The sequence below is a fragment of the Streptomyces sp. NPDC058457 genome, from assembly GCF_042720695.1.
Classification (GTDB): Bacteria; Actinomycetota; Actinomycetes; order Streptomycetales; family Streptomycetaceae; genus Streptomyces.
In genome coordinates this window covers 1-21,693 of sequence record NZ_JBHXLU010000141.1, presented here as the reverse complement: position 1 = coordinate 21,693, position 21,693 = coordinate 1, and the positions used below count along the sequence as shown (strand labels likewise).

The following is a 21,693-nucleotide window of genomic DNA, read 5'->3' as shown; positions in this document are numbered from 1 at the left end:
GTGTATCCGAGTCCGCCGGAAAGGGCGCGTTTGGGTCAGAAGCCGCTGCCGCCACCGGCGCCGCCGGCGCCGAGCTGGCTGCCGCCGCCGGAGCCGCCGGAGCCCCCGCCGCCGCCGATCAGGCCGCCGCCTCCGGCACCTCCGTCACCGCCTGCGCCGCCGCCCTGGACGAAGCTCACGACATGGGCGGCCGGCATCGGGGCGGCCACCGCGGCGGACGCCGGAAGGATGATGCCCCCGGTGATCAGCGCGGCCGAGGCGGCGAGTGCCGCGAGGCCACAGCCCCGGCGCTTGGCACGGATACCGTTGCTGGTGCGAGAAATACGGGTCATGAGTTCTCTCCTGTCGATTGTCGATATTCGGGGTCGCGGTTCAGCGAAAGAGGAAATCTTCTTCGGGATTTCCGTTCCGCTGAGGCCCGCACTTCAAGTAGGCCCCGCGGGCACCGCGGGGTCACGTTCCGAGGGGTCGTGACTTGACCCGACGGGATGAATCAGGTAATGCACGCAAAACGGGCATCGAGAGGCGGCTGGGCCGTCTCCGGGACGTTCCCGTGGCAGTGGTCAGCGGCCGGTGGCGGCGGGGCGGTCCTGAGCCGGGTCCAGGCCGGTCATGAGTTCCGCGAAGGCCCGTGCGGCCGCCGGGGAGGAGAAGAGCCGGTCGAGGCGGGCGCGGGCCAGACGGTGCAGGAACGGGCCGCAGTGGGTGGCGTCGCCCGCGTCGTGGACCGTCCGGGTCAGCCAGTGGGAGAACTCCTGGTCGCTCCATACGCGTCGCAGGCAGCGCTCGGAGTAGGTGCGCAGGGCGGTGTCGTCGCCGTCGCGGACGTGGTCGCGGACGGCGCGGGCGAAGAGATCGGCGTCGTACAGCGCGAGGTTCATGCCCTTGCCGCCCATGGGAGACAGGATGTGGGCGGCGTCCCCGACGAGGAAGAGCCGCCCGTACTGCATGGGCTCGTTCACGAGGCCGCGCAGCCGGAAGGTCTCGCGGTCGGTGATCGGACCCGCGGCCAGGCCGGGGTCGGCGAGCCGGGTGCGCAGCGCCTCCCAGATGCGGTCGTCGGGCCAACCGCCGGGTTCGTCGTCGGGCGGGCACTGGAGGTAGTAGCGGCTGCTGTGCGGTCCGCGGGGGAAGTGTGCCGCGAAGCCCTGCGGGCTGACGGCGAGCAGAGGGTGGGCGGGGGGCGGCGCGTCGGCGAGGACGGTGAGCCAGCCGATGCCGTGGTCGAGGACGTGGGCGGTGAGGTGGCCGTCGGGGACGGCAGTGCGGGTGACGCCGTGCTCGCCGTCGCAGCCGGCGACGAGGGCGCAGGTGATCGCGTGCGGGGTGCCGTCGGCGGAGCGGTAGCGGACCGTCGGGCGGTCGCCGGTCAGGTCGTGCAGGGTGACGTCGGCCGCCTCGTAGCGCAGGTCGCCACCGTCGGCGAGGTGGGCGGCGGTGAGCTTCTGGACGAGGACCTGCTGGGGGCACAGTCGTGCCGCGGGGCCTTCTGAGCCGTCGCTGTCATCGACGAGGTGGCTCTCGCCGTCCACCCGGAACTCCAGGATGCCGTCGTGCGGCGGGCCGCCCAGCACCAGGTCGGCCAGCCCCCAGGACTCGAACATCCGCACGGCGCGGGCCTCCACGATGCCGGCCCGCTGCCGCTGCGCCACGTACTCGCGGCTGCGGCGTTCCAGGACGACGCAGTCGATGCCGCACCTGCGCAGCAGACTCGCGACGGTCAGCCCGGCCGGGCCCGCGCCGATCACCACGACGGTGGCGGATTCCTGCGTCTCGTCCAACTGCGGTGCGCCCTCGGCCACTTGGCACCTCCAGGGTCAGCGTAGCCGAGTGCGACCGCCCCTGCGCCGGCCCCCGGCACCCGGTGCGCCCCAGCCGCGGCGGCAAGCCCGCGGGGCCCGCATCCCGTTTCCCGCACAGCGGGATCTCCACCCGGTGCACGGTGGTAGGACAGGGCTGCCACCCGCACACGCACGGCACCCCGTGCGCGGGCCGGACATCCAAACCACGGGAGGGGAAAGGGACATGACGGCACAGAACATCGACGACGTCGTGGACGGGCTCGCCGGGATCGTGCAGGAAGCCGGCCGCACCGGCGACCGGGCGGGATACTTCGCGGCCCTCTACCGGCAGGTGACCGTCGAGATCCGCACCGCCATCCACAGCGGACTGTTCGAGGACGGCGCCCGGATGGACCGCTTCGACACGCTCTTCGGCAACCGCTACTTCGAGGCGTACGACGCCTGGCGCCGCAACCGCAGCGGACCCCGCTGCTGGCGCGAGACCTTCGGGCTCCTCGACGACGCCGACACCATCATCGTCCAGCATCTGCTCCTCGGCGTGAACGCGCACATCAACCTAGACCTCGCCATCGCCGCCGCCCGGACCAGCCCGGGCAGCGACATCCACGCACTGCACCACGACTTCCAGCTGATCAACGACATCCTCGCGCGAGTGGTACTGGCCGTGCAGGACTCCGTCGACGCACTGTCCCCGTTCATGTCCCTCCTCGACCGGGCCGGAGGACGCACCGACGAACAGATTCTCGACTTCAGCATCCGCCAGTCCCGCCAGGAGGCCTGGCACAACGCCCTCCTCCTCGCCGGCCAGAACGACGCCGAACGCGCCGCCACCATCGAACGGCTCGACATCCGCGCCACCGTGCTCGCACGGCTCATCACACGACCGGGCGGCCTCCTCCGCCCCGCCCTGGAGGTCATCCGCCACACCGAGAACAACGACGTACCGGCCGTCATCACCCACCTCGACAACGCCATGCAGCAGACCGTCACCCGGCACAGCCCCGCAGACTGACCGTCCGGCACCCCACCGACACAGCAGGGGCCGCACCCGCCTCGCCGCGGCCCCGCCGCCCGAAATCCCCTGCCGACCCCATCCACCCGTATACGCAAGGGAAAATTCAGTTCATCGGTGCGCAAATCGATCGCTGGATCGGTGCAATCGGCACACATGTCGCACCGCGGAGCGAACTAGCGTCGAGAGCGCACGGGGGCCACACGGACCAGAAAGCACCGAGGCACACATGCCCATCCCGGATACCGACGTCATCTCCGCGACCGCGTTCGACACCCTCACCCCGCCCGCCGCCGACCCGTACCTGCCCGTCGACGAACTGCCGCACTCGGCGTCCGCACCCGACCTGGTGCTCCAGCGGCTACGCGACGAACTCGCACTCGACGGCAACCCGCAGCTCAACCTCGCCACCTTCGCGACCACCTGGATGGAACCGCAGGCACGTCAGCTGATGGCCGACACCGCCGAGAAGAACCTCGCCGACCGCGCCGAGTACCCGCAGATCACCGCCATGGAAGAACGCTGCGTACGGATGCTCGCCCGGCTGTGGCACGCACCGCACCCCGAACAGGTCCTCGGCTGCTCCACCACCGGCTCCAGCGAGGCCGCCCTGCTCGGCGGCCTCGCCCTCAAACGCCGCTGGCAGCAGCGCCGGCGCGCACAGGGCAAGGACACCACCCGCCCCAACCTGGTGATGGGCGCCAACGTCCAGGTCTGCTGGAAGAAGTTCGCCAACTACTTCGAGGTGGAACCGCGCTACGTCCCCGTGGAACCCGGGCGCTACCACCTCACCCCCGACACCCTCACCGCCTACTGCGACGACAACACCATCGGCGTCGTCACCGTCCTCGGCTCCACCTACGACGGCTCCTACGAGCCCGTCGCCGACATCTGCATGGCCCTGGACGGCTACCAGGCCGCCACCGGCACCGACATCCCCGTACACGTCGACGGCGCCTCCGGCGCCATGGTGGCCCCCTTTCTCGACCCCGGCCTCATGTGGGACTTCCAGCTCGAGCGCGTCGCCTCCATCAACACCTCGGGCCACAAGTACGGGCACGTCTTCCCCGGCCTGGGCTGGGCCCTGTGGCGCGACACCCACGCGCTCCCCGACGACCTCGTCTTCGACATCGACTACCTCGGCGGTCGCTCCCCCAGCTTCACCCTCAACTTCTCCCGCCCCGGCGCCCACATCGCCGCCCAGTACTACACCCTCCTGCGCTACGGCTTCGAAGGCCTGCACCACCTCGCCCTCCGCAGCCGCACAGCAGCCCACGCCCTCGCCACCCGTATCAGCGCCATCCCGCCCTACGAACTCATCACCGACGGAACCCAACTCCCCGCCTTCGCCTTCCGCCTCGCACCCGGCGCCCGCGGCTTCACCGTCCACGACGTCTCCCACGCCATGCGCACCCGCGGCTGGCACCTGCCCGCCTACGCCCTGCCCACCCCGTGCCAGGACATCTCCGTCCTCCGCCTCGTCGTCCGCACCGGACTCACCGCCCAACTCGCCGACGCGTTCGTCGCCGACCTCACCGAAGTCACCCAACGCCTCCGCCCCCATCACCCCGCGCTCACCGCCAAAACCCCTGCCACCACCTGAGCTGCGGCACACGGCAGCACCGCCGGGCCGGTCCAGGGTCGTACCCGGCCCGGGCGAGTGCCGGTGGCCGCCACAGGGGCCCGTTCTCAGGCGGCTCTCGCCACCAGTCCCGCCCGGTACCGGGGCGTGGTGTGGTGCACCGCTCCCGTGCCCCCACGCTCACCAGAGCCCGCCGGGCTCCCTTCCGGCCGCTCGGAGCAGGATGTCCCGCGTGGAACCCATCCCGTACTTGTCGACCTCGCTGGAGAGTTCGGCCACCTCGAGCAGGAGCGGGCGGATGTCGACACCGGCGGCGCGGGCCTCCTCGCAGAGGCCGTTCAGGTCGACCATCATGTCGCGCGTGTCGCGGCCCTGGTCCTCGACCGAGATCTCCATCAGCCGCTGCCGGAAACCCTGGGGCGTGGGCTCGAAAGGCAGCGTCGTCGCCCAGGTGAACGAGTGATACCGCCGCAGGAGCGCGCGCAGGGCGGCCCGGTCGCCCTCGTCGCCCTCCTCATAGAGGGAGAGCACGTCCCGCAGCGCCGCCTCGGCTTCCGGCCGGATCCCCGCCTCGTCCAGCGGCCGCGGGCCCTCCCGCATCTTCCGCGTCCAGTCGGGGTCGGTGAGATCCACCGGCCTCGTCGCGATGGGCTCGATGTACGCGTCGATCACCGCGACCCGTTCCTCGAGCTCCGCCAGTTCCCCCACGGCTCCCCTCCCCCTTCCCCGGGCGGCGGCCGACGGCCTGCCGCTGCCCCGTCCTCCCACGGCGGGCGGACGGGGCAGTAGGAGCATAGGAGGCGTCCGCGGCCCCCACCCGCGGAAAGGCCCTCGGCAACGACAAGTGACAGCGGCCTGCCGGGCGTTCCGGGCGCCGGCAGGTGCCTCAGGCAGTGGCCCCGAAGGGGTCCCAGTCTTCCGGGACCAGGGGTGTCGCGGGGGCGGCACTCGCGACACGGACGGTCTCGCCCGAGGCGACGGCCTCGTCGATGGACGTCATGGTGTCCAGGACGTGGTAGCCGAGGTCCCCGGTGGCGATGTGCGGGCCTCCGCCGCGGATGGCCCGTGCCATGTCCAGGACTCCGAGACCGCGGCCGGCCTCGATGCCCACCGGGGTGACGGTCTCCCACTCGGGATCGCGGCCCCGCTGCGGGACGCGGGTGATCCTGACCTCGCCGGCGAAGGTGTTGGGGTCGGGCAGGACCAGGGTGCCCTCGGTGCCGGTGATCTCGACGAATCCGGTGCGGGTGAGCGGGGAGTCGAAGCTGAACACGCTCTGGCCGACCCCGCCTCCCTCGAACTGGGCGAGCGCCGAGACATGGGTGGGGACGGACACCTCGAACTCGGTGCCCGCCCGCTCTCCGCTGCGTACCGTACGGACCGCGCGGGCGGTGGAACCCAGCGCGGCGACCCGCGTCACCGAGCCCAACAGGCAGACCAGGGCGGTGAGGTAGTACGGGCCCATGTCGAAGAGGGGGCCGGCGCCCTTGGCGAAGAGGAACTCGGGGGCGGGGTGCCACTGGTCGGGTCCCGCGTACTGCATCACGGTCTGCGCGGACAGCGGGGTGCCGATGTCGCCGCGGGCGACCGCCCGCAGGGCCGTCTGCAGGCCGGGGCCGAGAATCGTGTCGGGGGCGACCCCGACCCTGAGGCCGGCCGCGGCCGCCTGGTCGAGCAGGGCCCGTGCGTCGGCCCGGTGCACCGCGATGGGCTTCTCGGACCAGACGTGCTTGCCCGCGGCGAGGACCGCCGAGCCGACCTCCGCGTGGACGGCAGGGACGGTCAGGTTGACGACGATCTCGACGTCCGGGTGGCCGAGGACGTCCGCGGCGGTGCCCCACTTCCCGACGCCGTACTTGCGGGCCTGGGTCTCGGCGCGCGCGGTGTCGAGGTCGCCCACGACGGCCACGTGCAGGTCGGGGAACCTGGTGAGGTTGGTCAGGTACTGGTCGCTGATGTTGCCGGCGCCGATGACGCCGACGCCGACCGGGTTCCGTGCCGCCATCAGGCGATGCCCTTCTGGTTCAGGTAGGTGACGCCCGCCGCGATGCCCTCGAAGATGTCGCCGTCGTAGTGGTCGAACTCGATGACGGCGTACTCGGCGTGCGGGGCCGCGGCCAGCGAGTCGTCCAGCCGTATCCGTCCGCGGCCGGGGGCGACCTGGCCGGTGCCGGCCGGGTCGAAGGGGGCGCCCGAGGTGAACGGGTCGTCGATGACGGGGCCGTCCTTCACGTGCAGGGCGCGCACCCGTGAACCGAGGCGCTCCAGCAGGGAGACGACGTCGTTGCCGCCGGCCGAGGCCCAGAACAGGTCGATCTCCAGGACGACTTCCGGGTTCAGCCGGTCGGCGAAGAAGTCGAAGGCGTTGACGCCGGCGACCGTGTGGACGAACTCCTGCGAGTGGTTGTGGTAGCCGACGCGGAGTCCGTGGTCGGCGGCCCGTTCGGCGGCGCCGTTCAGGAGGGCGGCGGTGCGGGCGATCTCCTCCTCGTCGGCCCACCGGGCGGCGGGGACGAACGGGTCGAAGAGGATCTCCACGCCCAGCCGGCGGGCGGCCCGGAACGTCTCGTCCAGGGCGGCTGCGGACACTCCGTCGGGCGACAGGAAGCCGGCGTGCCCGGTGGGCGCGGACAGGCCGTGCCGGGCGAGTGCGTCCGCGAGTTCGTCCGCGCGGTGCACGAAGTCGAAGACCTCGACGTTGGCCAGGCCCAGGGCGGCCAGGTGGCCGAGGGTCTCGTCCTGGTCGGCCTGTAGGGCATGGCGTACGGAGTAGAGCTGCACCGACATCTGCGGTGTCGACATGGGGACTCCTCTCGGGGCGGACGGCCGGGAAACAGAATACCGACAGGGGTGATGGTTTCTAGGGGTCGTTAGCATCTCGTTCATGGCACGGGACACGGCGCGGCAGGGGACGGCCCCACGGAACTACCCCAAGGGGGAGCGGCGGCGCGCCCAGATCATCGAGGCCGCGTTCACCGCGTTCGGGCAGGTCGGCTACCGCAACGCGAGCATGGTGCAACTCGCCGCCGCCTGCGGTGTCTCACGCGCGGGCCTGCTGCATCACTTCCCCACCAAGGAGTCGCTGCTGGAGGCGGTCCTCGAGGAGCGCGAGCGCCAGGACGACGAGCACTTCTTCCAGTCGGGTGCGGTCGGCCGCGACGGCCTGGAGTACTTCGCCAGCATGATCCGGCTCGTCGCGCACAACCAGGCCAACCCGCTGATCGTGAGCCTGTTCGCGGTGCTGTCGAGCGAGGCCACCGCGGCCGACCACCCGGCGCGCCCGTACTTCGTGACACGCTACGAACGTGCCCGCCGGGAGATGCAGTCGGCCATCGACGACCTGGCCCGTCGCGGTCTGCTGCGTCCACACGTGGCGGCGCCCGGGCTGGCGGCGGATCTGATCGCGTTCATCGACGGCCTGCAGATCCAGTGGCTGCTCAGCCCGGACGCCATCGACATGCCGGAGCACCTGCGCACGCTGCTGCGCAGCCTCATCAGCGTCGAACTTCCGTAGTTCTGCGGCCCGTTGGGGGCTGTCTCGAAAGGACGAGTGGACGTGGACGTGTACGAGGCCGTGGACAGCCGGCGGGCGGTGCGCGCGTTCAGCGACGAGCCGGTGCCCCGGGACGTACTCGAGCGTGTGCTGGCCGCGGCACGGCGGGCGCCGTCGAGCGGGAACCTCCAGCCCTGGCAGGTGTACGTCGTGACCGGCGAGCCGTTGGCCGAACTCAAGCGGCGGGCGACGGCCAGGGCCCTGGCGGGAGATCCGGGCGACGAACGCGAGTATCCGATGTACCCGGCGGAGCTGGGCCCGCCGTATCTGGACCGCTTCGCCGCGGCGGCCGCCCAGCGGTACGCGGCCCTGGGCATCGAGCGCCAGGATCCGGAACGGCCCCTGAAGATCGCCGCGTTGAACTCGGGGGCGTTCGGGGCGCCGGTCGTGCTGTTCTGCTACCTCGACCGGGCGATGGGCCCCGGGCAGTGGGCGGACGCCGGGATGTACCTGCAGACGGTCATGCTGCTGCTCAGGGCGGAAGGGCTGCACAGCTGCCCCCAGGTGATGTGGACGATGTACCGCGAGACCGTCGGCCGGCTGGTCGGGGCCGATGACGGGCTGGTGCTGCTGTGCGGTCTCGCGGTGGGCTTCGAGCGGGAGGGCACCCCACCGGTCCGCACCGGTCGGGCCGATGTGACCGAGACGGTGAGGTTCATCGGGGCCTGAGCCGGCCGGTCAGCCCAGGTGGAGCGGTGTGCTTGAATGCCGGGCATGGACGGCTCCGACCGCATGTGGATCAGCGCGATCCCCTCACTCGACCCGGACACCCCCGAAGTGATCCTCGACCTCGATCACAGGTCCGACGATCCGGCCGAGCAGATTGCCTGCATGCTGCTGAACCGGGGACACGAGGGTGAGGCCGGAGTGTTCTACCTGCTGCCGGAGGATCTCTCGGCCCGGTACGAGCGGACGGGGGACCGGCTCGCCGTGTCCCTGCTGGCCCGTCGGGACGTCCTCGCCCAGGATCTGACCTCGCGTCCGGCCGCGCTGCGTGCGCACCTGGACCGGCTCCCCCACGATCCAGGCGGCGGAGAACTCGTCGTCCTCGTGCGCCGGTCGGCCGTCACCGACTTCGTACCCCCCGAACGGGACGGTTTCCAGCAGCCCGTCGCACTGATCGACCACAGCATCGAGGACGGCGACGGGCCGGTGGCCCTGGCCGAGTTGGTGAGCCTGTTCGAGAGCGGCGAGGCGGGGATCGCCGTCGTCGCCGCGCCCGGACCGCCGCCGGCCTGATCGTGTCCCGGCCTTCCGCCACCCGGTGAGTGTGTGACGGTCACAGCCGGAACAGGCGTGCCGCGTTGTCGTGGCACACCGCCCGCAGCCACTCCTGACCGAGCTCCAGCCTCTCCAGGGCGTGAAGCTGGTGCACGTAGGGGTAGGGGATGTTGGGGAAGTCGGAGCCGAGCAGGACACGGTCGCCGAGGGCGGCGATCCGGGGCAGGGCACGGGGCGGGAACGGCATGAACCGCTCGGTGAAGTCGGTGAACGCCATCGTGGTGTCCAGCCGCACCTCCTCGTACCGCTCGGCGAGGCCGAGGAACTCCTCGTACTCGGGCATCCCCAGGTGCGCGACGATCAGCCGCAGCCTCGGATGCCGTGCCAGCACCCGCGCGATCGGACCGGGGCCGGTGTACTTGCCGGGGGCGGGACCGGAGCCGCAGTGGATCACCACGGGGATCCCGGCGTCGGCCAGCAGCCCCCAGGTCCGGTCGAGGAGTTCGCCGGCCGGGTCGTATGCGCCCACCTGCACATGCGCCTTGAACACCCGGGCGCCCGCTTCGACGGCCGCCCGGACGTACGTCTCGACGCCGGGCTCGGGGAAGAGGGTCGCCGTGTGCAGGCAGTCGGGGGTACGGCGGGCGAAGTCGGCGGCCCAGGTGTTCAGCCAGGCCGCCATGCCGGGCTTGTGCGGGTAGAGCATCGCGGTGAAGGACCGGACGCCGAACTCCCTGAGGAGGGCGGTGCGTTCGGCCTCCTCCTTCCGGTAGGTGATGGGCCACCGGAGGTCGCCGATCAGCGGTCCGTTCGTGTCGAAGTAGTTCCAGACCTTGTGCAGGACCCGCTCGGGCATGAAGTGGGTGTGGACGTCGATCAGTCCGGGGAGACCGAGCCGTTCCCGGAAGCGGTGGATCTCGCCGGCCTCCTCGTGCGGGCCCGCGTCGGGCACGGCCTCCTCCACGCCGGTGGCACCGCCGGGCGCCGTGTGGTGATCGTTCATACCGGCCACGATCGTCGCCGGTGAGCCAGGAGTCCAGTCCCTGCCGGTCGGCGGTGCGCGGAAACGTCGTACCGCCGGCCGGCGGGCACGCCCGGCGTGACGGCGAGGAGGGCGGCACCCGGGTGCGGGGCGCCGCCCTCCTGGCGCGTCGATCCGGTGCGGTCTCAGGAGAGGTATCGCTCCACCTGGGACGCCGGGCGGACGTCCGCCCCACCGGGGTCCTGGCCCGCCGCGACCCGGGCGCGGCGCTGGCGGAGCAGGTCCCAGCACTGGTCGAGTTCCGTCTCCAGGCGGGCCAGGCGGGCGTGTTCGGTCGTCCCCTCGATCTCCTGCTGTCCCAGGCGATCACGCAGGTCCTTCTCCTGGCTGATCATTTCCGCGATGCGGCCGAGGATCTCCTTCTCGGCCTCGGCCTCTGGTCCTGTCATGACTGCCTCATTCCGGACGACGGCGTGGATCACGATGACGACGGAGCGTTCGCCGGTGCCCGCGCGCCCGCCCCCGTCCACCACCTTCCCACCTTCTCCCACCCTGCCCCCAACCGCATCGGCCGGGCGGCCTGCCTTGTCCGGTGCGTGACCGTCGCGGGTGTCCGGGACCGGTTCGGCGGACCGGGACCGGTTCGGCAGGCCGGTAACAGCACTCTGGTGACGTAGCGTCAAATTCCTTTGTGTGACGCGGAATTCAGGTGGGACGACTGGCGGGGAACACATTCCGGCGGGTAAATCATGGCTCTGTCACCATCGGCAACTCCTGCCACAGCGAAGGGATACCCCCCGTGCGTCTGCGCCCCTTGCGCGTCCTGTGCTGTTCCGCCGTCCTCGCCCTGACGGCGCCCGTGTTCCTCCCGGGCACCGCGTCGGCCGCGGTCCCGACGGCCTCGGTCTACCTCCAGAACTACGTCACCGGCCTCAACGCCGCCGACAGCGGCGGCACCGTGGCCGCGCACAACCCCAAGGGCAACGAGGACCACCAGCAGTGGACCGCCGTCGCGGTCAGCGGCGGCTACCAGCTGCAGAACGCCGACGAGTCCGGCACCTGCCTCGGGCGCAACGGCACCGCCGTGGTCACCGCCGGCTGCGGTGCGGACGGCACCACCTGGACGATCACCGCGGGCGCCGACAGCACCTACTCCGTCACCGTCCCCGGCACCTCCCAGTACCTCACCGGTTCGTCCTCCGACTCTGCCGCCGTACAGGTCGGCTCCTCCGGCGACCTCGCCCGCTGGTACCTCACCCCGGTCTCCTACGCCACCTCGGCGATGCCGTCCGCCGACACCCGCACCCTCGACCAGGTCACCTTCCTGACCGCCCACAACGCCTTCGCCAACAGCTCCGACGGGAACTTCGCGTCCTTCCCGGTCAGCCTGTTCCCCAACCAGAACTACGGCATCAGCCGGCAGTTGTCCGACGGGGTGCGCGGCTTCATGCTCGACGACTACACGGTCTCCGGCCAGGCCGTGCTCTGCCACAACAGCTGCGACGGCGTCGGCAGCCCGGTCCCGCTCGCCACCGACCTCCAGCGCATCGTCGACTTCCTCAAGGCCAACCCCGGCCAGTTCGCGACCGTCTTCCTGGAGGACTACGCCTCCTCCGACGTGCTGAAGTCGTCCCTCGCCACCGTCAACGGCCTCTCCGACGTGCTGTACCGGCCCGACCAGGAGGGCGTGGCCGCCAAGGGCTGGCCCACGATGGCCGATCTCGCGGCCCGCGGCAAGCAGTTGCTGGTCTTCAGCGACCGGACCCGGGCGAGCGACACCGCCAACGGCTGGACCACCCGGGACACGTTCGGTGTGATGTACCAGCGCGAGTGGACCGTGGAGAACTACTGGTCGATGGGCGCCGGCCTCGGTGACTCCGACTGGTCCTGCTACAGCCGCTGGGGCACCGGCAGACCGCTCACCACGGACACGTCCGCCTTCCACCCGCTGTTCGTGATGAACCACTTCCGGGACTATCCCATCGCCGGCACCGCCGCCACCGACAACGGCAAGATCCTCAACCGGGCGCAGAACTTCTGCACTCAGGCCGCCCGGAAGAAGCCCAACTACGTGGCCGTGGACCGCTACGACACCGGGTCGCCGACCCCGCTGACCGCGGTGGGCAGCCTGAACACGTACATCCTCACGCCGGGCCAGTGAGCGGCGGCCGGCCGGGGCGGCGGGCGGACCGCCGCCCCGGGCGGTACGGGGTACGGAACCGGTTCACCGGCGGGGTCCGGGATGCCGCCGTGCCGGGCGGGTGGGCCGCCGGCTCAGCCCCGGTTCGGTTCGGTCAGGTCCGGTGCGGGCGCGGCGGTCTGCGCCGGCTCCGCGGTGACCTGGCCGGTGACCACCTTCGAGGGACGGTTGCCGCGGTCCAGGAGGCCGCCGGTGACGGCCAGTCCCAGGCCGGCCGCCGCGAGGACCGCGCCGACCAGGTTGGGTGCGGCCCAGCCCCAGCCCGCCGAGATGACCAGGCCGCCGAGCCAGGCCCCGGCCGCGTTGGCCATGTTGAAGGCGGAGTGGTTGGAGGCCGCCGCCATCGTCGGGGCGTCCTTCGCGTTGATCATCAGCAGCATCTGGACGGGCGTGGTGACGAGCGCGCCCGTCGCGCCGATGAAGGTGACCGTCACCAGGGCCGGGACCGTGCTGTGGACGGTGAAGTAGAACGTCACCAGCGCGGCCCCCAGCAGGATGATCGCGGCGTACAGCGTGGGGCGCAGGGCACGGTCGGTGAGGGGGCCGGCGACCAGGGTGCCGAGGGTCATGCCGACGCCGTAGAGGGCGAGGACCCAGGTGGTCGAGGAGTCGGAGAGGCCCGTCAGGTGCGTGAGCATCGGGACGAGATAGCTGTAGACGGCGAAGAAGCCGCCGAACCCGACGACGGCGGTGGCCAGGCCGATGAAGACCTGCCGGTTGCCCATCGCCCGCAGTTCCTGCCGGATGCCCGCCTGCGGGCCGCGCGGCTGGTGGGGCACGAGGAGGGCGAGCGCGAGGAGCGCGACGAGGCCGATGACGGCGACCGCGCAGTAGGCGTAGCGCCAGCCCAGATGCTGGCCGAGCGCGGTGCCGGCGGGGACGCCGACGATGTTCGCGACGGTGAGGCCGAGGAAGACCCGGGAGACGGCGCGCGCCGCGCGGTCGGAGGGCACCAGCCGGGAGGCGACGACGGCACCCACGCCGAACAGGGCGCCGTGCGGGAGTCCGGCCAGGAAGCGGGCGGCGAACAGCAGACCGAAGTTCGGGGCGAGCGCGGACGCCGTGTTGCCCACGACGAACAGTCCGGTCAGCAGGAGCAGCAGCCGCTTGTGGGGTACACGCGCGCCGATACCGGTCAGCACGGGGGCGCCGACGACGACGCCGAGGGCGTAGGCGGAGACGAGGTTGCCGGCGTGCGGCACCGACACCCCGACGCCGTCCGCGATCTGGGGCAGCAGGCCCATGGTGGCGAACTCGGTGGTGCCGATGCCGAACGTGACGACGGCAAGGGCCAGCAGAGCCAGAGGCATGGTGAGCGGGGGAACCTTTCGGGGACGGCGGGTCCGGGGAGGGGAAGGCGGAACGGGACCGAAAGGTGTCTCCACCCTCCGTCGCCGGCCGCACCGAGCGCCCTTGCCCAGTCCACCCCTAGAACGTTGCAGCGGGATGCGGAGAGCGCGCATTCCTGGATCGGCTCACGCAGCGGGGTGAGCTGCGTCACTCCCGGGCCGCGTCGGCAGGAGCTACTGCTGTGCGGCGGCCTGACGGCACTGCGCGCACAGTCCCCACCAGGTGATCTCGGCCTCGTCGACGGCGAAGCCCTTGTCCTCGTCGGGGGTGAGGCACGGTGCCGCGCCGACGCTGCAGTCGACGTCCTCGATCAGACCGCACCGGCGGCAGACGAGATGGTGGTGGTTGTCGCCGACCCGCAGCTCGTACCGGGCGGGCGAACCGGCGGGCTCGATACAGCGGACGAGGTGGGCCTTCGTCAGGTCTTCCAGCACGTTGTAGAGGCCCTGCCGGGAGAGTCCGCCGGCCTCGGCCCGGTCCGTGCCGATACGTGACTCGAGATCGGCCGCCGTGGAGTGCGGATGGCCCTGCAGCGCGGTCAGTACGGCCCTGCGCTGGGCCGTGCTGCGCAGGCCCTTGCGCTTGAGCAGGTCGCCCGCGGTCTGCTCCATGGTCATCTCACTCTCCTACGGCATACCGACCGTTCCGCCCTGTGAGTGCACGATACAACCAGAGTTGACTCGGTCAGTTCTAGGAGGCCTCCGCCGAACGGCACGTACCGCAGACCAGGCGCCGGGACGGGAGGACGCTCGTCATGGGGATCACCCCGATGGGGCGCTGGACGGTGGTCTGCATGATCCGCGAGTGTTCGGCGCAGGTGAAAAGGCCGCAACGGGTGCAGGCGCCGATCCCGTTGGTGTCGTGACGCCCCGCCTGGGCGCAGTCGTAACAGTGCATGTCGCTTCCCGATGAGACGGCCCACTCGCTTGTGCGGTGGGGTGCGTGATGGCCGTGCGCCGACGGGGTCTCGCCACCTCGGCGCACATCGAACATAACCCCCTAGTTTTGACAGAGTCAAGTTTAGAGAGCGGGTTGGAACCTCTGGACCGCAGCTACTTGTTCACCTACTGTCTAGACATGCCTGGACAGGTTCACAAGCACCATCGCATCGCCCGTGTACTCGCCGACGAGATCCGAGCCGGGGTCCATGCCGACGGCAGCCGGCTCCCCGGGGAGCACGCGCTCACAGAGCGGTTCGGGGTCAGCCGCACCACCCTTCGGCAGGCCCTGCAGGTTCTCGGCGAGGAGGGCCTCATCGCCACCCACGCGGGCATCGGCTCGTTCGTCACCTTCGACGGGACACCGCTCGACAACCGCCTGGGCTGGACCCGGGCGCTGGCCGCGCAGGGTTCCGAGCTGACGACGGAGATCCTCCGCTTCGAGGAGATCGCCGATCCGGAGCTGGCCGCCCGGCTCGCGGTCGCCTCCGACGCGTTCCTCGCCCTGGACCGGGTCCGGCGGCTGCCCGACGGGCGGGGCGTGTCGCTGGAGCGCAGCAGGGTGCCGGTGACCGAGGCGCTGGCCGGGCTGCCGGAGCACGGTCTCGACGGCGGTTCGCTGAGCCGGGCGCTGATCGCCGCGGGCCGGGTCACCGACGCCGGCGAGGGTGTCGTCTCGGTACGCGGGCTGACGGAGGCCGAGGCCGCCGTACTGCACCGCTCCCCCGGCGAGTCCTTCCTCCGCCTCGACCAGGTGTACCGGGCCGCCGACGGCTCGGTGGTCGAGCAGGTCGGCAGTCTGCTCGATCCCGCCCGCTTCGAACTGCACGTCCGCTCGGGCAACGGAGGCCGCTCGTGACCGACCGACTCGACCGCGCCCTGGGCGCGTTCTACGGACTCGCCCTCGGTGACGCCCTCGGGATGCCCACGCAGGTGATGTCCAGGCCGGACGTCGTACGGGTGTACGGCGCCGTCACCGGCTTCGAGGCCGCCCGTCCCGACAACCCGGTCAGCGCGGGCATGCCCGCCGGGTCCGTCACCGACGACACCGACCAGGCCGTCATCGTCGGCCGGCTACTCGTCGAGGGGGACGGCCGGATCGATCCGCTGCGACTGGCCCACGAACTGCTCGACTGGGAGAAGGAGATGAAGGCCAAGGGGTCCTTCGATCTCCTCGGCCCGTCCACCAAGGCGGCGCTGGACGCGGTGGCCCGCGGTGTCCCGCCGCGGGAGGCGGGCCGCAACGGTACGACGAACGGCGCCGCGATGCGTGTCACTCCGGTGGGGATCGCCTTCGCCGCCGACCCCCTCGACGCGTTCGTCGACCGTGTCGTGGAGTCGTGCCAGGTCACCCATGACACGACCATCGGCATCGCCGGTGCGGCCGCCGTGGCCGCGGCCGTCAGCACCGGAGTCGGCGGCGGCTCGCTCGACGAAGCCGTCACCGCCGCCGTGTCCGCCGCCCGTGCCGGTGCACGGCGCGGGCACTGGATCGCCGGGGCGGACATCGCCGCCCGGATCGAGTGGGCCCGGGAGCTGGTGCGGGGCCGCACCGAGACCGAGGCCCTGGACCGGGTCGTGGCGCTCGTCGGCACCAGCGTGGCGAGCCAGGAGTCGGTGCCCGCCGCGTTCGCCGTGCTCGCGCTGGCGGACGGCGATCCGTGGCGGACCGCGCTGCTCGCCGCCAACCTCGGCGGGGACAGCGACACCATCGGGGCGATCGCCGGCGCCGTCGCCGGCTCGGTCGCCGGGCTCTCCGCGCTGCCCGCCGAGGCCGTCCGCACGCTCCGCACCGTCAACTCCCTTGAGCTGGAGCCTCTTACGACCCGCCTGCTCGCCTACCGCTGAACCGCCCCGTCTCCCCCGCCGACCGACACTCCGCTCCGTCGGCCGACCGGTGCTCTGCCCCGTCACCCGCCCATCCGCACCCTGCAAGGAGGTTCCGTCATGGCCGTTTCGAAGACGAACGATCGCGTCGGTACCGTCGAGACCCGGGGGATCGAACCGGTCCCCGACAGTGAACGGCACGGCCATGCCGGCCAGATGTTCTGGACCTGGTTCGCCGCCAACATCAGCATCCTCGGACTGCCGCTCGGTGCCACCCTGGTGGCGTTCCGCGGCCTCGACATCTGGCAGGCGGTGCTCGTGGCCGTCGTCGGATCCTTCGGCTCGTTCGCCCTCGTCGGTGCCCTGAGTCTGGCCGGCAAGAAGGGCGGCGCCCCGGCCCTCACGCTGTCCCGCGCGGTGTTCGGGCAGCGGGGCAACGCGGGACCGACCCTGATCACCTGGCTGAGCCGGGTCGGCTGGGAGACCATCTCCACGACCACCGCCGCCTACGCGCTGCTGGCGTTGCTCGACACGGCGTTCGGCGTCCGGAAGAACACCGTGCTCACGCTGGTCTGCCTGCTGGTCTTCATCGCCTGCACGCTGCTCATCAGCGGCCTCGGCCACGCCACCATCATGTGGATCAACAAGTGGGCCACGGTCGTCTTCGGGATCCTGAACCTGGTCGTCATGGGCTTCCTGATCTCGACCGTCGACTGGACCAAGGTCCTCGACGCCCCGGCGGGTCCGGCCAGCGCGGTGGTCGCAGGGGTGGGCTTCATCGCCTCAGGCACGGGCATCGGCTGGGCCAACGCCGGTGCGGACTACGCCCGTTACCTGCCGCGCGCGATCCCGGGCCGCCGGCTCGTGGTGGCCTCGGCGTTCGGTGCGGGCATCCCGCTGGTGCTGCTGATCTCGCTCGGCTCGCTGCTCTCCGCCGGCGACCGGACGCTGGCCACCGCCTCCGACCCGGTCGCGGCGGTCAACGCGATGCTGCCGTCGTGGATGGCGATCCCGTACCTCGTCGCGGCCTTCGGCGGACTGCTGATGTCGAACCACCTCTCCACGTACTCCGCGGGGCTCACGATGATCACCCTCGGGCTCCGGGTGCCGCGCGCGTACGCCGTCGCTCTCGACGTCGTGCTGATGTTCGCGGGCGGCATCTACTTCATGCTGGTCGCAGACGACTTCTACGGGCCGTTCTCGACCTTCCTGACGCTGCTGGCCGTGCCCATCTCGGCCTGGATCGGGGTGATCGCGGTGGACTCGCTGCGCGGCCGCGACTACGACTCGCGGGCCCTGATGGACACGACCCGTTCCAGCGCCTACTGGTACTCGTGCGGCCTCCGGCTGCCGGCGGTCCTCGGCTGGGCGCTCGCCATCGTCGCCGGTCTGCTCTTCACCAAGGCGTCGACCAGCGCGGACGACGTCTGGTTCGCGGGCCCGCTCTCGGACACCTGGCTCGGCGTCAACGGCCTCGGCTGGGCCGTCTCGATGGCCGTCGCCGCCGCCGTGTACGCACTGTGCGGCCGGCGTGCCGCCCCCTCCCGGGGTGACAGCGGCGAACCCGCCACCGCCCGTCTCCAGGGAGCCGACCGATGAGCAGGAGGGTCGTCCTCGCCGGGAACGTGATCGCCGACGTGGTGATCGAGATCCCCGCGCTGCCCGAGCGCGGCGGCGACGTCGTCGGCACCCGCACCGAGACGACCGCCGGCGGCGGTTTCAACACCCTGGTGGCAGCCCGCCGCCTGGGCACGGAGGCCGTCTACGCCGGTCTGCACGGCACCGGACCGCACGGCGACCTGGTCCGCGCCGCGCTGGCCGCCGAGGGCATCGGGACGCTGCTGCCCGCCCGCGCGGAGGGCGACACCGGCTTCACCGTGGCCCTGGTCGACTCCGGCGGCGAACGCACCTTCGTGACCAGCTTCGGAGCCGAGGCCACACTCACAGAAGCCGATGTGACCGCGGTCCGGGCCCAGTTGCGTCCCGACGACCTCGTCCAGCTCTCCGGCTACGGACTGGCCCTGCCGGGCAACGGCCCGCTGCTGTCCGGCCTCACCGCCGCACTGCCCGCCCGCAGTGTCCTCTGTCTCGATCCGGGGCCTCTGGTCGCCGACATCCCCGAGAGCGTCCTCGCTCCCGTCCTGGCCCGCACCGACTGGCTCAGCGCCAACGCCCGCGAGGCCCGCATCATGACCGGGCACGAGGATCCCGGTACCGCGGCGGCGGCGCTGGGGCAGCGGCTGGCCTCCGGGGCGGGGGTGCTCGTACGGGCCGACAAGGACGGCTGCTGGCTGGTCGCCCCGGGTCAACCTCCCGTGCACGTGCCGGGTTTCCCGGTCACCGCCGTGGACAGCAACGGCGCGGGCGACGCGCACGTCGGCGCCTTCCTCGCCCTGCTCGGCCAGGGGCTCGATCCGCTGACGGCCGCGCGCGGCGCGAACGCGGCGGCGGCCTGTGCGGTGACCCGGCGCGGCCCGGCCACGGCGCCCGACCGGACGGAGCTGGCCGCGTTCCTGGCCGGCGACCCGCTGGCCGAGCGGCTCGCCTGAGGCACTCACGGGTCTCGACGACCGCCGGTCCCGAAAACGGGAAGAGACCGCCGCCGCCGGGTCGTTGAACGCCAAGCCGCGGTCGGTGTGGCACCGGCCGGCGGCTCGTCGGCCAAGGCTTGTCCCAGCGAGGAAGAGCGGTGATCACGCGATGAGGGCGGTGCGGTTCCACACGTACGGAGGGATCGACGTGCTGCGGGTCGAGGAGGTCGAGCGCCCGGTGCCCGGACCCGGGCAGGTGCTGGTCGAGGTCCGCGCGGCCGGGATCCAGCCCGGTGAGGTGATGATCCGCGAGGGTGCCCGGCACGGACGCTGGCCCGCGACGTTTCCCTCCGGGCAGGGCAGCGACCTGGCGGGCGTCGTGGTGGAGGCGGGCCCCGAGGTGCGCGGCTTCGCGGTGGGCGACGAGGTCCTCGGCTTCACCCACCGCAGGGCGAGCCACGCGGAGTACGTCGTGGCCGACGACGTGAACCTGGTGTCCCGCCCCGAGGGACTGCCCTGGGAGGTGGCCGGATCGCTGTACGTGGCCGGCACCACCGCGTACGCGACGGTGTTCGCGGTGGACCCCCAGCCGGACGAGACCGTCGTGGTGTCCGGCGCGGCCGGCGGCGTGGGGTCGATCGCCGTACAGCTCGCGCGGCGGCGCGGCGCCACCGTCATCGGGCTGGCGAACGAGCGGAACCACGCCTGGCTCGCGGACCACGGCATCGTCCCGGTCGCCTACGGGGAGGGCGCGGCCGAACGGATCAGGAAGGCCGCCGGCGGCCAGGGCGTCGACGCGTTCATCGACACCTTCGGCGACGGCTACGTGGACCTGGCCGTGGACCTGGGCGTACGGCCCGAACGGATCAACACGATCCGCGACTGGCAGGCCGCGGCCCGTGTCGGTGCACGGACCTACGGGGAGGGCTCGGCCGCGAGCGCGGTCGTGGTCGGTGAACTCGCGCGGCTCGCCGCCCGGGGCGGGCTGGACGTCCCGATCGCCCGCGTCCACCCGCTGGAGCGGGTACGGGACGCGTTCCGTGAGCTGGAGCAGGGGCACGCCCAGGGCAAGATCGTGCTCCGGCCGTAGCCCCGCTCCGGACCATCGGCCGGGGCGCTCCGGGGCTGAGCGGGCGGGGCGCACCGGGCATGCTGGACCCATGGTGCTCGCCGTGCTCTTCGCCGTCCTGGGTGCCGTCAGCAATGCGGCGGGCACGGCCTTCCAGCGCAAGGCCGCGTCCACCGTGCCCGGCCGCAGCGGGCTGCGCCTGCTGCTGGTGCTGGTACGAAGGCCCGCCTGGGCCATCGGTATCGCCGGGGTGACGGGGGCCGCGGTCTTCCAGGCGCTCGCCCTGGTGAACGGGCCGATGGCGCTCGTCCAGCCCCTGTTCATGCTGGAGCTGCCGTTCGCGCTGCTGATCGCCGTACCGTTGATGCATCGCCGGCCGAGCCCGGAGGGATGGCGGACGATCGCGGTGGTGGTGGCAGGCCTGGGCCTGCTGCTCGCCGCCGCGGCCCCGTCCGGCGGCCGCCAGCAGGCGTCGATGCAGCGCTGGATCCCGGTTCTCGCCTTCACCCTGGGTGCCATCGCCGTAGCGGTGCTGCTCGTACGGTCGTCCTCGTCGCCGCTGTTCCGCGCGGCGGCCCTGGCCTCGGGAGCGGCGATCGGCAACGCGCTGACCGCCGCCCTGATGAAGTCGGCCACCGGCCGCCTCGCCGACGGGGGTCTGACCGCGTTCCTCACCACCTGGCAGACCTACGGCTTCGCGGTCACCGGGATCGCGGCGCTGATGCTCCTGGAGAACGCGCTGCAGGCCGGTCCGCTCGTCGCCTCCCAGCCCGCGCTGACGATCGGCGACGCGGCGGTGAGTCTGCTGCTGGGGGTCGCTCTGTTCGACGAGTCGGTCCGCACCGGGTGGTGGCTGCTGCCCGAGGTGATCGGCGCCGGGCTGATCCTGTGGGGTGTGACCCGGCTGACCCGGGTGGTCCCGCACCTCGTCGACGTCATGCGGTGAGGGGGCCGCGGATTCGGCCGCCCGGCCGATACCGTGCGGCTCGCGGCAGTTCAGTGGCTGTTACACGGGCCGCCGTCCGTCGCTCCGGAGGCCGGTGAGATGATCACAGGGTGGGGCTGGAAGAACTCGTTCGGCGCCGGAAGCGCCGACCCGTCACGCCGTGATCCGGCGTCCCTGACCACCGAGTAGACCTTCCAGGCCCCCGGAAGGGGAAACACCGTGTCCGTGTTCCAGCGCATCCTGGTCGCCGTCGATCCCAGCCCCGCCCGCCGCTCCGCCGTGCGGCTGGCCGGCGAGCTGGCACAGCTGACGAACGCCGAGGTCCGCGTCATACACGTCATCGCCTCCGCCGCCTCCGTCGCCGCGGTCGTGCCCCTGGAGGAGGACTCCGAGGCCCAGGCCGTCCTCGACGAGGCGCTGACGGCGCTGCGCGACCAGGGCGTCAAGGCCGAGGGGACCCTGGTCAGGGGGCTGACCACGCAGGTCGCGTCCGCCATCGCCGAAACGGCCAAGGAGTTCGCGGCCGATCTCATCGTCCTGAGCCCCCACCACCGGAGCTCTGTCGAGGCGCTGTTCGACCCGCGGGTCAGCGACGCCGTGGCGCATCACACCAACACGGCGATCCTGCTGGCCCCGGAGGGCCAGGACGAGGCCTGACCGTTCACCGGCCCCCACCGGCC

23 protein-coding genes are annotated in these 21,693 nt (G+C 72.0%); 13 read left to right on the top strand and 10 right to left on the bottom strand.

What is annotated here, in order from left to right:
* Positions 1-35 precede the first annotated feature (35 nt).
* Positions 36-332: a hypothetical protein gene (locus ACFWPS_RS51515; RefSeq protein WP_383720771.1), complete on the bottom strand. Its 297-nt coding sequence runs from the start codon at positions 330-332 to the stop codon at positions 36-38.
* Between the two features lie 231 nt (positions 333-563).
* Complete coding sequence (locus ACFWPS_RS51510) at positions 564-1,802, bottom strand: 4-hydroxybenzoate 3-monooxygenase (RefSeq protein ID WP_383720768.1); 1,239 nt, start codon at positions 1,800-1,802, stop codon at positions 564-566.
* Positions 1,803-2,025: 223 nt separating this feature from the next.
* Here ACFWPS_RS51510 and ACFWPS_RS51505 point away from each other — a divergent pair, with 223 nt between their 5' ends.
* Positions 2,026-2,814 carry a DUF5995 family protein gene (locus ACFWPS_RS51505; RefSeq protein ID WP_383720765.1) on the top strand — a complete coding sequence of 263 codons (789 nt, stop codon included), beginning with the start codon at positions 2,026-2,028 and terminating at the stop codon, positions 2,812-2,814.
* A gap of 229 nt (positions 2,815-3,043) precedes the next feature.
* Positions 3,044-4,417: a glutamate decarboxylase gene (locus tag ACFWPS_RS51500; RefSeq protein WP_383720763.1), complete on the top strand. Its 1,374-nt coding sequence runs from the start codon at positions 3,044-3,046 to the stop codon at positions 4,415-4,417.
* Between the two features lie 159 nt (positions 4,418-4,576).
* Here the strand turns inward: ACFWPS_RS51500 and ACFWPS_RS51495 are convergent, their stop codons facing one another.
* The 3 genes from ACFWPS_RS51495 to ACFWPS_RS51485 all read right to left on the bottom strand — a co-directional run bounded on the left by ACFWPS_RS51495 (position 4,577) and on the right by ACFWPS_RS51485 (position 7,198).
* Entirely contained in the window at positions 4,577-5,104 is a 528-nt protein-coding gene (locus ACFWPS_RS51495) for a hypothetical protein (protein ID WP_383720761.1), read from the bottom strand.
* Between the two features lie 178 nt (positions 5,105-5,282).
* A complete protein-coding gene (locus ACFWPS_RS51490) occupies positions 5,283-6,401 on the bottom strand; it encodes a Gfo/Idh/MocA family protein (protein WP_383720760.1) in 1,119 nt (372 codons plus the stop codon).
* The gene (locus ACFWPS_RS51485; protein ID WP_383720758.1) at positions 6,401-7,198 is read right to left on the bottom strand and encodes a sugar phosphate isomerase/epimerase family protein; all 798 of its coding nucleotides are present in this window, start codon (positions 7,196-7,198) and stop codon (positions 6,401-6,403) included. Before ACFWPS_RS51485 ends, ACFWPS_RS51490 begins: the two co-directional genes overlap by 1 nt.
* A gap of 82 nt (positions 7,199-7,280) precedes the next feature.
* Here ACFWPS_RS51485 and ACFWPS_RS51480 point away from each other — a divergent pair, with 82 nt between their 5' ends.
* From ACFWPS_RS51480 to ACFWPS_RS51470, 3 genes are read left to right on the top strand one after another with little or no spacing between them, the layout of a single operon-like run.
* A complete protein-coding gene (locus tag ACFWPS_RS51480) occupies positions 7,281-7,910 on the top strand; it encodes a TetR/AcrR family transcriptional regulator (protein WP_383720756.1) in 630 nt (209 codons plus the stop codon).
* A 42-nt stretch (positions 7,911-7,952) separates the two neighbouring features.
* Positions 7,953-8,618, top strand: a complete 666-nt coding sequence (locus ACFWPS_RS51475) for a nitroreductase (protein ID WP_383720754.1) — start codon at positions 7,953-7,955, stop codon at positions 8,616-8,618.
* A 45-nt stretch (positions 8,619-8,663) separates the two neighbouring features.
* Positions 8,664-9,188, top strand: coding sequence for a hypothetical protein (locus ACFWPS_RS51470; RefSeq protein ID WP_383720752.1), 525 nt, complete (start codon positions 8,664-8,666; stop codon positions 9,186-9,188).
* Between the two features lie 40 nt (positions 9,189-9,228).
* Here the strand turns inward: ACFWPS_RS51470 and ACFWPS_RS51465 are convergent, their stop codons facing one another.
* Both ACFWPS_RS51465 and ACFWPS_RS51460 read right to left on the bottom strand, forming a co-directional pair.
* On the bottom strand, positions 9,229-10,173 hold the full coding sequence (locus ACFWPS_RS51465; RefSeq protein WP_383720750.1) for an amidohydrolase family protein: 945 nt from the start codon (positions 10,171-10,173) through the stop codon (positions 9,229-9,231).
* A 164-nt stretch (positions 10,174-10,337) separates the two neighbouring features.
* Entirely contained in the window at positions 10,338-10,601 is a 264-nt protein-coding gene (locus tag ACFWPS_RS51460; protein ID WP_383720747.1) for a DUF2630 family protein, read from the bottom strand.
* 350 nt (positions 10,602-10,951) lie between these two features.
* Here ACFWPS_RS51460 and ACFWPS_RS51455 point away from each other — a divergent pair, with 350 nt between their 5' ends.
* On the top strand, positions 10,952-12,313 hold the full coding sequence (locus tag ACFWPS_RS51455; RefSeq protein WP_383720744.1) for an RICIN domain-containing protein: 1,362 nt from the start codon (positions 10,952-10,954) through the stop codon (positions 12,311-12,313).
* A 113-nt stretch (positions 12,314-12,426) separates the two neighbouring features.
* Here the strand turns inward: ACFWPS_RS51455 and ACFWPS_RS51450 are convergent, their stop codons facing one another.
* The 3 genes from ACFWPS_RS51450 to ACFWPS_RS51440 all read right to left on the bottom strand — a co-directional run bounded on the left by ACFWPS_RS51450 (position 12,427) and on the right by ACFWPS_RS51440 (position 14,599).
* Complete coding sequence (locus tag ACFWPS_RS51450) at positions 12,427-13,662, bottom strand: MFS transporter (RefSeq protein ID WP_383720742.1); 1,236 nt, start codon at positions 13,660-13,662, stop codon at positions 12,427-12,429.
* A 213-nt stretch (positions 13,663-13,875) separates the two neighbouring features.
* Entirely contained in the window at positions 13,876-14,313 is a 438-nt protein-coding gene (locus ACFWPS_RS51445; protein WP_383720777.1) for a Fur family transcriptional regulator, read from the bottom strand.
* Between the two features lie 79 nt (positions 14,314-14,392).
* Positions 14,393-14,599: a DUF2180 family protein gene (locus ACFWPS_RS51440; RefSeq protein WP_383720739.1), complete on the bottom strand. Its 207-nt coding sequence runs from the start codon at positions 14,597-14,599 to the stop codon at positions 14,393-14,395.
* A 180-nt stretch (positions 14,600-14,779) separates the two neighbouring features.
* Between ACFWPS_RS51440 and ACFWPS_RS51435 the strand changes: the two genes are divergently transcribed.
* The 7 genes from ACFWPS_RS51435 to ACFWPS_RS51405 all read left to right on the top strand — a co-directional run bounded on the left by ACFWPS_RS51435 (position 14,780) and on the right by ACFWPS_RS51405 (position 21,670).
* Positions 14,780-15,499, top strand: a complete 720-nt coding sequence (locus ACFWPS_RS51435; protein WP_383720737.1) for a GntR family transcriptional regulator — start codon at positions 14,780-14,782, stop codon at positions 15,497-15,499.
* Positions 15,496-16,488, top strand: a complete 993-nt coding sequence (locus tag ACFWPS_RS51430) for an ADP-ribosylglycohydrolase family protein (protein WP_383720734.1) — start codon at positions 15,496-15,498, stop codon at positions 16,486-16,488. Before ACFWPS_RS51435 ends, ACFWPS_RS51430 begins: the two co-directional genes overlap by 4 nt.
* A 99-nt stretch (positions 16,489-16,587) precedes the next feature.
* Positions 16,588-18,066, top strand: a complete 1,479-nt coding sequence (locus tag ACFWPS_RS51425) for a purine-cytosine permease family protein (protein WP_383720732.1) — start codon at positions 16,588-16,590, stop codon at positions 18,064-18,066.
* A complete protein-coding gene (locus tag ACFWPS_RS51420; RefSeq protein WP_383720729.1) occupies positions 18,063-19,016 on the top strand; it encodes a PfkB family carbohydrate kinase in 954 nt (317 codons plus the stop codon). The genes ACFWPS_RS51425 and ACFWPS_RS51420 overlap by 4 nt, the downstream gene beginning before the upstream one ends.
* A 151-nt stretch (positions 19,017-19,167) precedes the next feature.
* The gene (locus ACFWPS_RS51415) at positions 19,168-20,088 is read left to right on the top strand and encodes an NADP-dependent oxidoreductase (protein ID WP_383720726.1); all 921 of its coding nucleotides are present in this window, start codon (positions 19,168-19,170) and stop codon (positions 20,086-20,088) included.
* 70 nt (positions 20,089-20,158) lie between these two features.
* Positions 20,159-21,013 (top strand): DMT family transporter, encoded by an 855-nt coding sequence (locus ACFWPS_RS51410; RefSeq protein ID WP_383720723.1) that lies wholly within the window; start codon positions 20,159-20,161, stop codon positions 21,011-21,013.
* 225 nt (positions 21,014-21,238) lie between these two features.
* Positions 21,239-21,670, top strand: a complete 432-nt coding sequence (locus ACFWPS_RS51405) for a universal stress protein (protein WP_383720774.1) — start codon at positions 21,239-21,241, stop codon at positions 21,668-21,670.
* Positions 21,671-21,693: the final 23 nt, after the last annotated feature.

Bases quoted from the DNA above. Each gene is read 5' to 3' on its own strand.
- ACFWPS_RS51410 (WP_383720723.1), top strand. From the start codon at position 20,159: ATGGTGCTCGCCGTGCTCTTCGCCGTCCTGGGTGCCGTCAGCAATGCG.
- ACFWPS_RS51505 (WP_383720765.1), top strand. From the start codon at position 2,026: ATGACGGCACAGAACATCGACGACGTCGTGGACGGGCTCGCCGGGATC.
- ACFWPS_RS51465 (WP_383720750.1), bottom strand. From the start codon at position 10,173: ATGAACGATCACCACACGGCGCCCGGCGGTGCCACCGGCGTGGAGGAG.
- ACFWPS_RS51485 (WP_383720758.1), bottom strand. From the start codon at position 7,198: ATGTCGACACCGCAGATGTCGGTGCAGCTCTACTCCGTACGCCATGCC.
- ACFWPS_RS51480 (WP_383720756.1), top strand. From the start codon at position 7,281: ATGGCACGGGACACGGCGCGGCAGGGGACGGCCCCACGGAACTACCCC.
- ACFWPS_RS51515 (WP_383720771.1), bottom strand. From the start codon at position 332: ATGACCCGTATTTCTCGCACCAGCAACGGTATCCGTGCCAAGCGCCGG.
- ACFWPS_RS51470 (WP_383720752.1), top strand. From the start codon at position 8,664: ATGGACGGCTCCGACCGCATGTGGATCAGCGCGATCCCCTCACTCGAC.
- ACFWPS_RS51435 (WP_383720737.1), top strand. From the start codon at position 14,780: ATGCCTGGACAGGTTCACAAGCACCATCGCATCGCCCGTGTACTCGCC.
- ACFWPS_RS51415 (WP_383720726.1), top strand. From the start codon at position 19,168: ATGAGGGCGGTGCGGTTCCACACGTACGGAGGGATCGACGTGCTGCGG.
- ACFWPS_RS51460 (WP_383720747.1), bottom strand. From the start codon at position 10,601: ATGACAGGACCAGAGGCCGAGGCCGAGAAGGAGATCCTCGGCCGCATC.
- ACFWPS_RS51420 (WP_383720729.1), top strand. From the start codon at position 18,063: ATGAGCAGGAGGGTCGTCCTCGCCGGGAACGTGATCGCCGACGTGGTG.
- ACFWPS_RS51440 (WP_383720739.1), bottom strand. From the start codon at position 14,599: ATGCACTGTTACGACTGCGCCCAGGCGGGGCGTCACGACACCAACGGG.
- ACFWPS_RS51425 (WP_383720732.1), top strand. From the start codon at position 16,588: ATGGCCGTTTCGAAGACGAACGATCGCGTCGGTACCGTCGAGACCCGG.
- ACFWPS_RS51445 (WP_383720777.1), bottom strand. From the start codon at position 14,313: ATGGAGCAGACCGCGGGCGACCTGCTCAAGCGCAAGGGCCTGCGCAGC.
- ACFWPS_RS51490 (WP_383720760.1), bottom strand. From the start codon at position 6,401: ATGGCGGCACGGAACCCGGTCGGCGTCGGCGTCATCGGCGCCGGCAAC.
- ACFWPS_RS51450 (WP_383720742.1), bottom strand. From the start codon at position 13,662: ATGCCTCTGGCTCTGCTGGCCCTTGCCGTCGTCACGTTCGGCATCGGC.
- ACFWPS_RS51500 (WP_383720763.1), top strand. From the start codon at position 3,044: ATGCCCATCCCGGATACCGACGTCATCTCCGCGACCGCGTTCGACACC.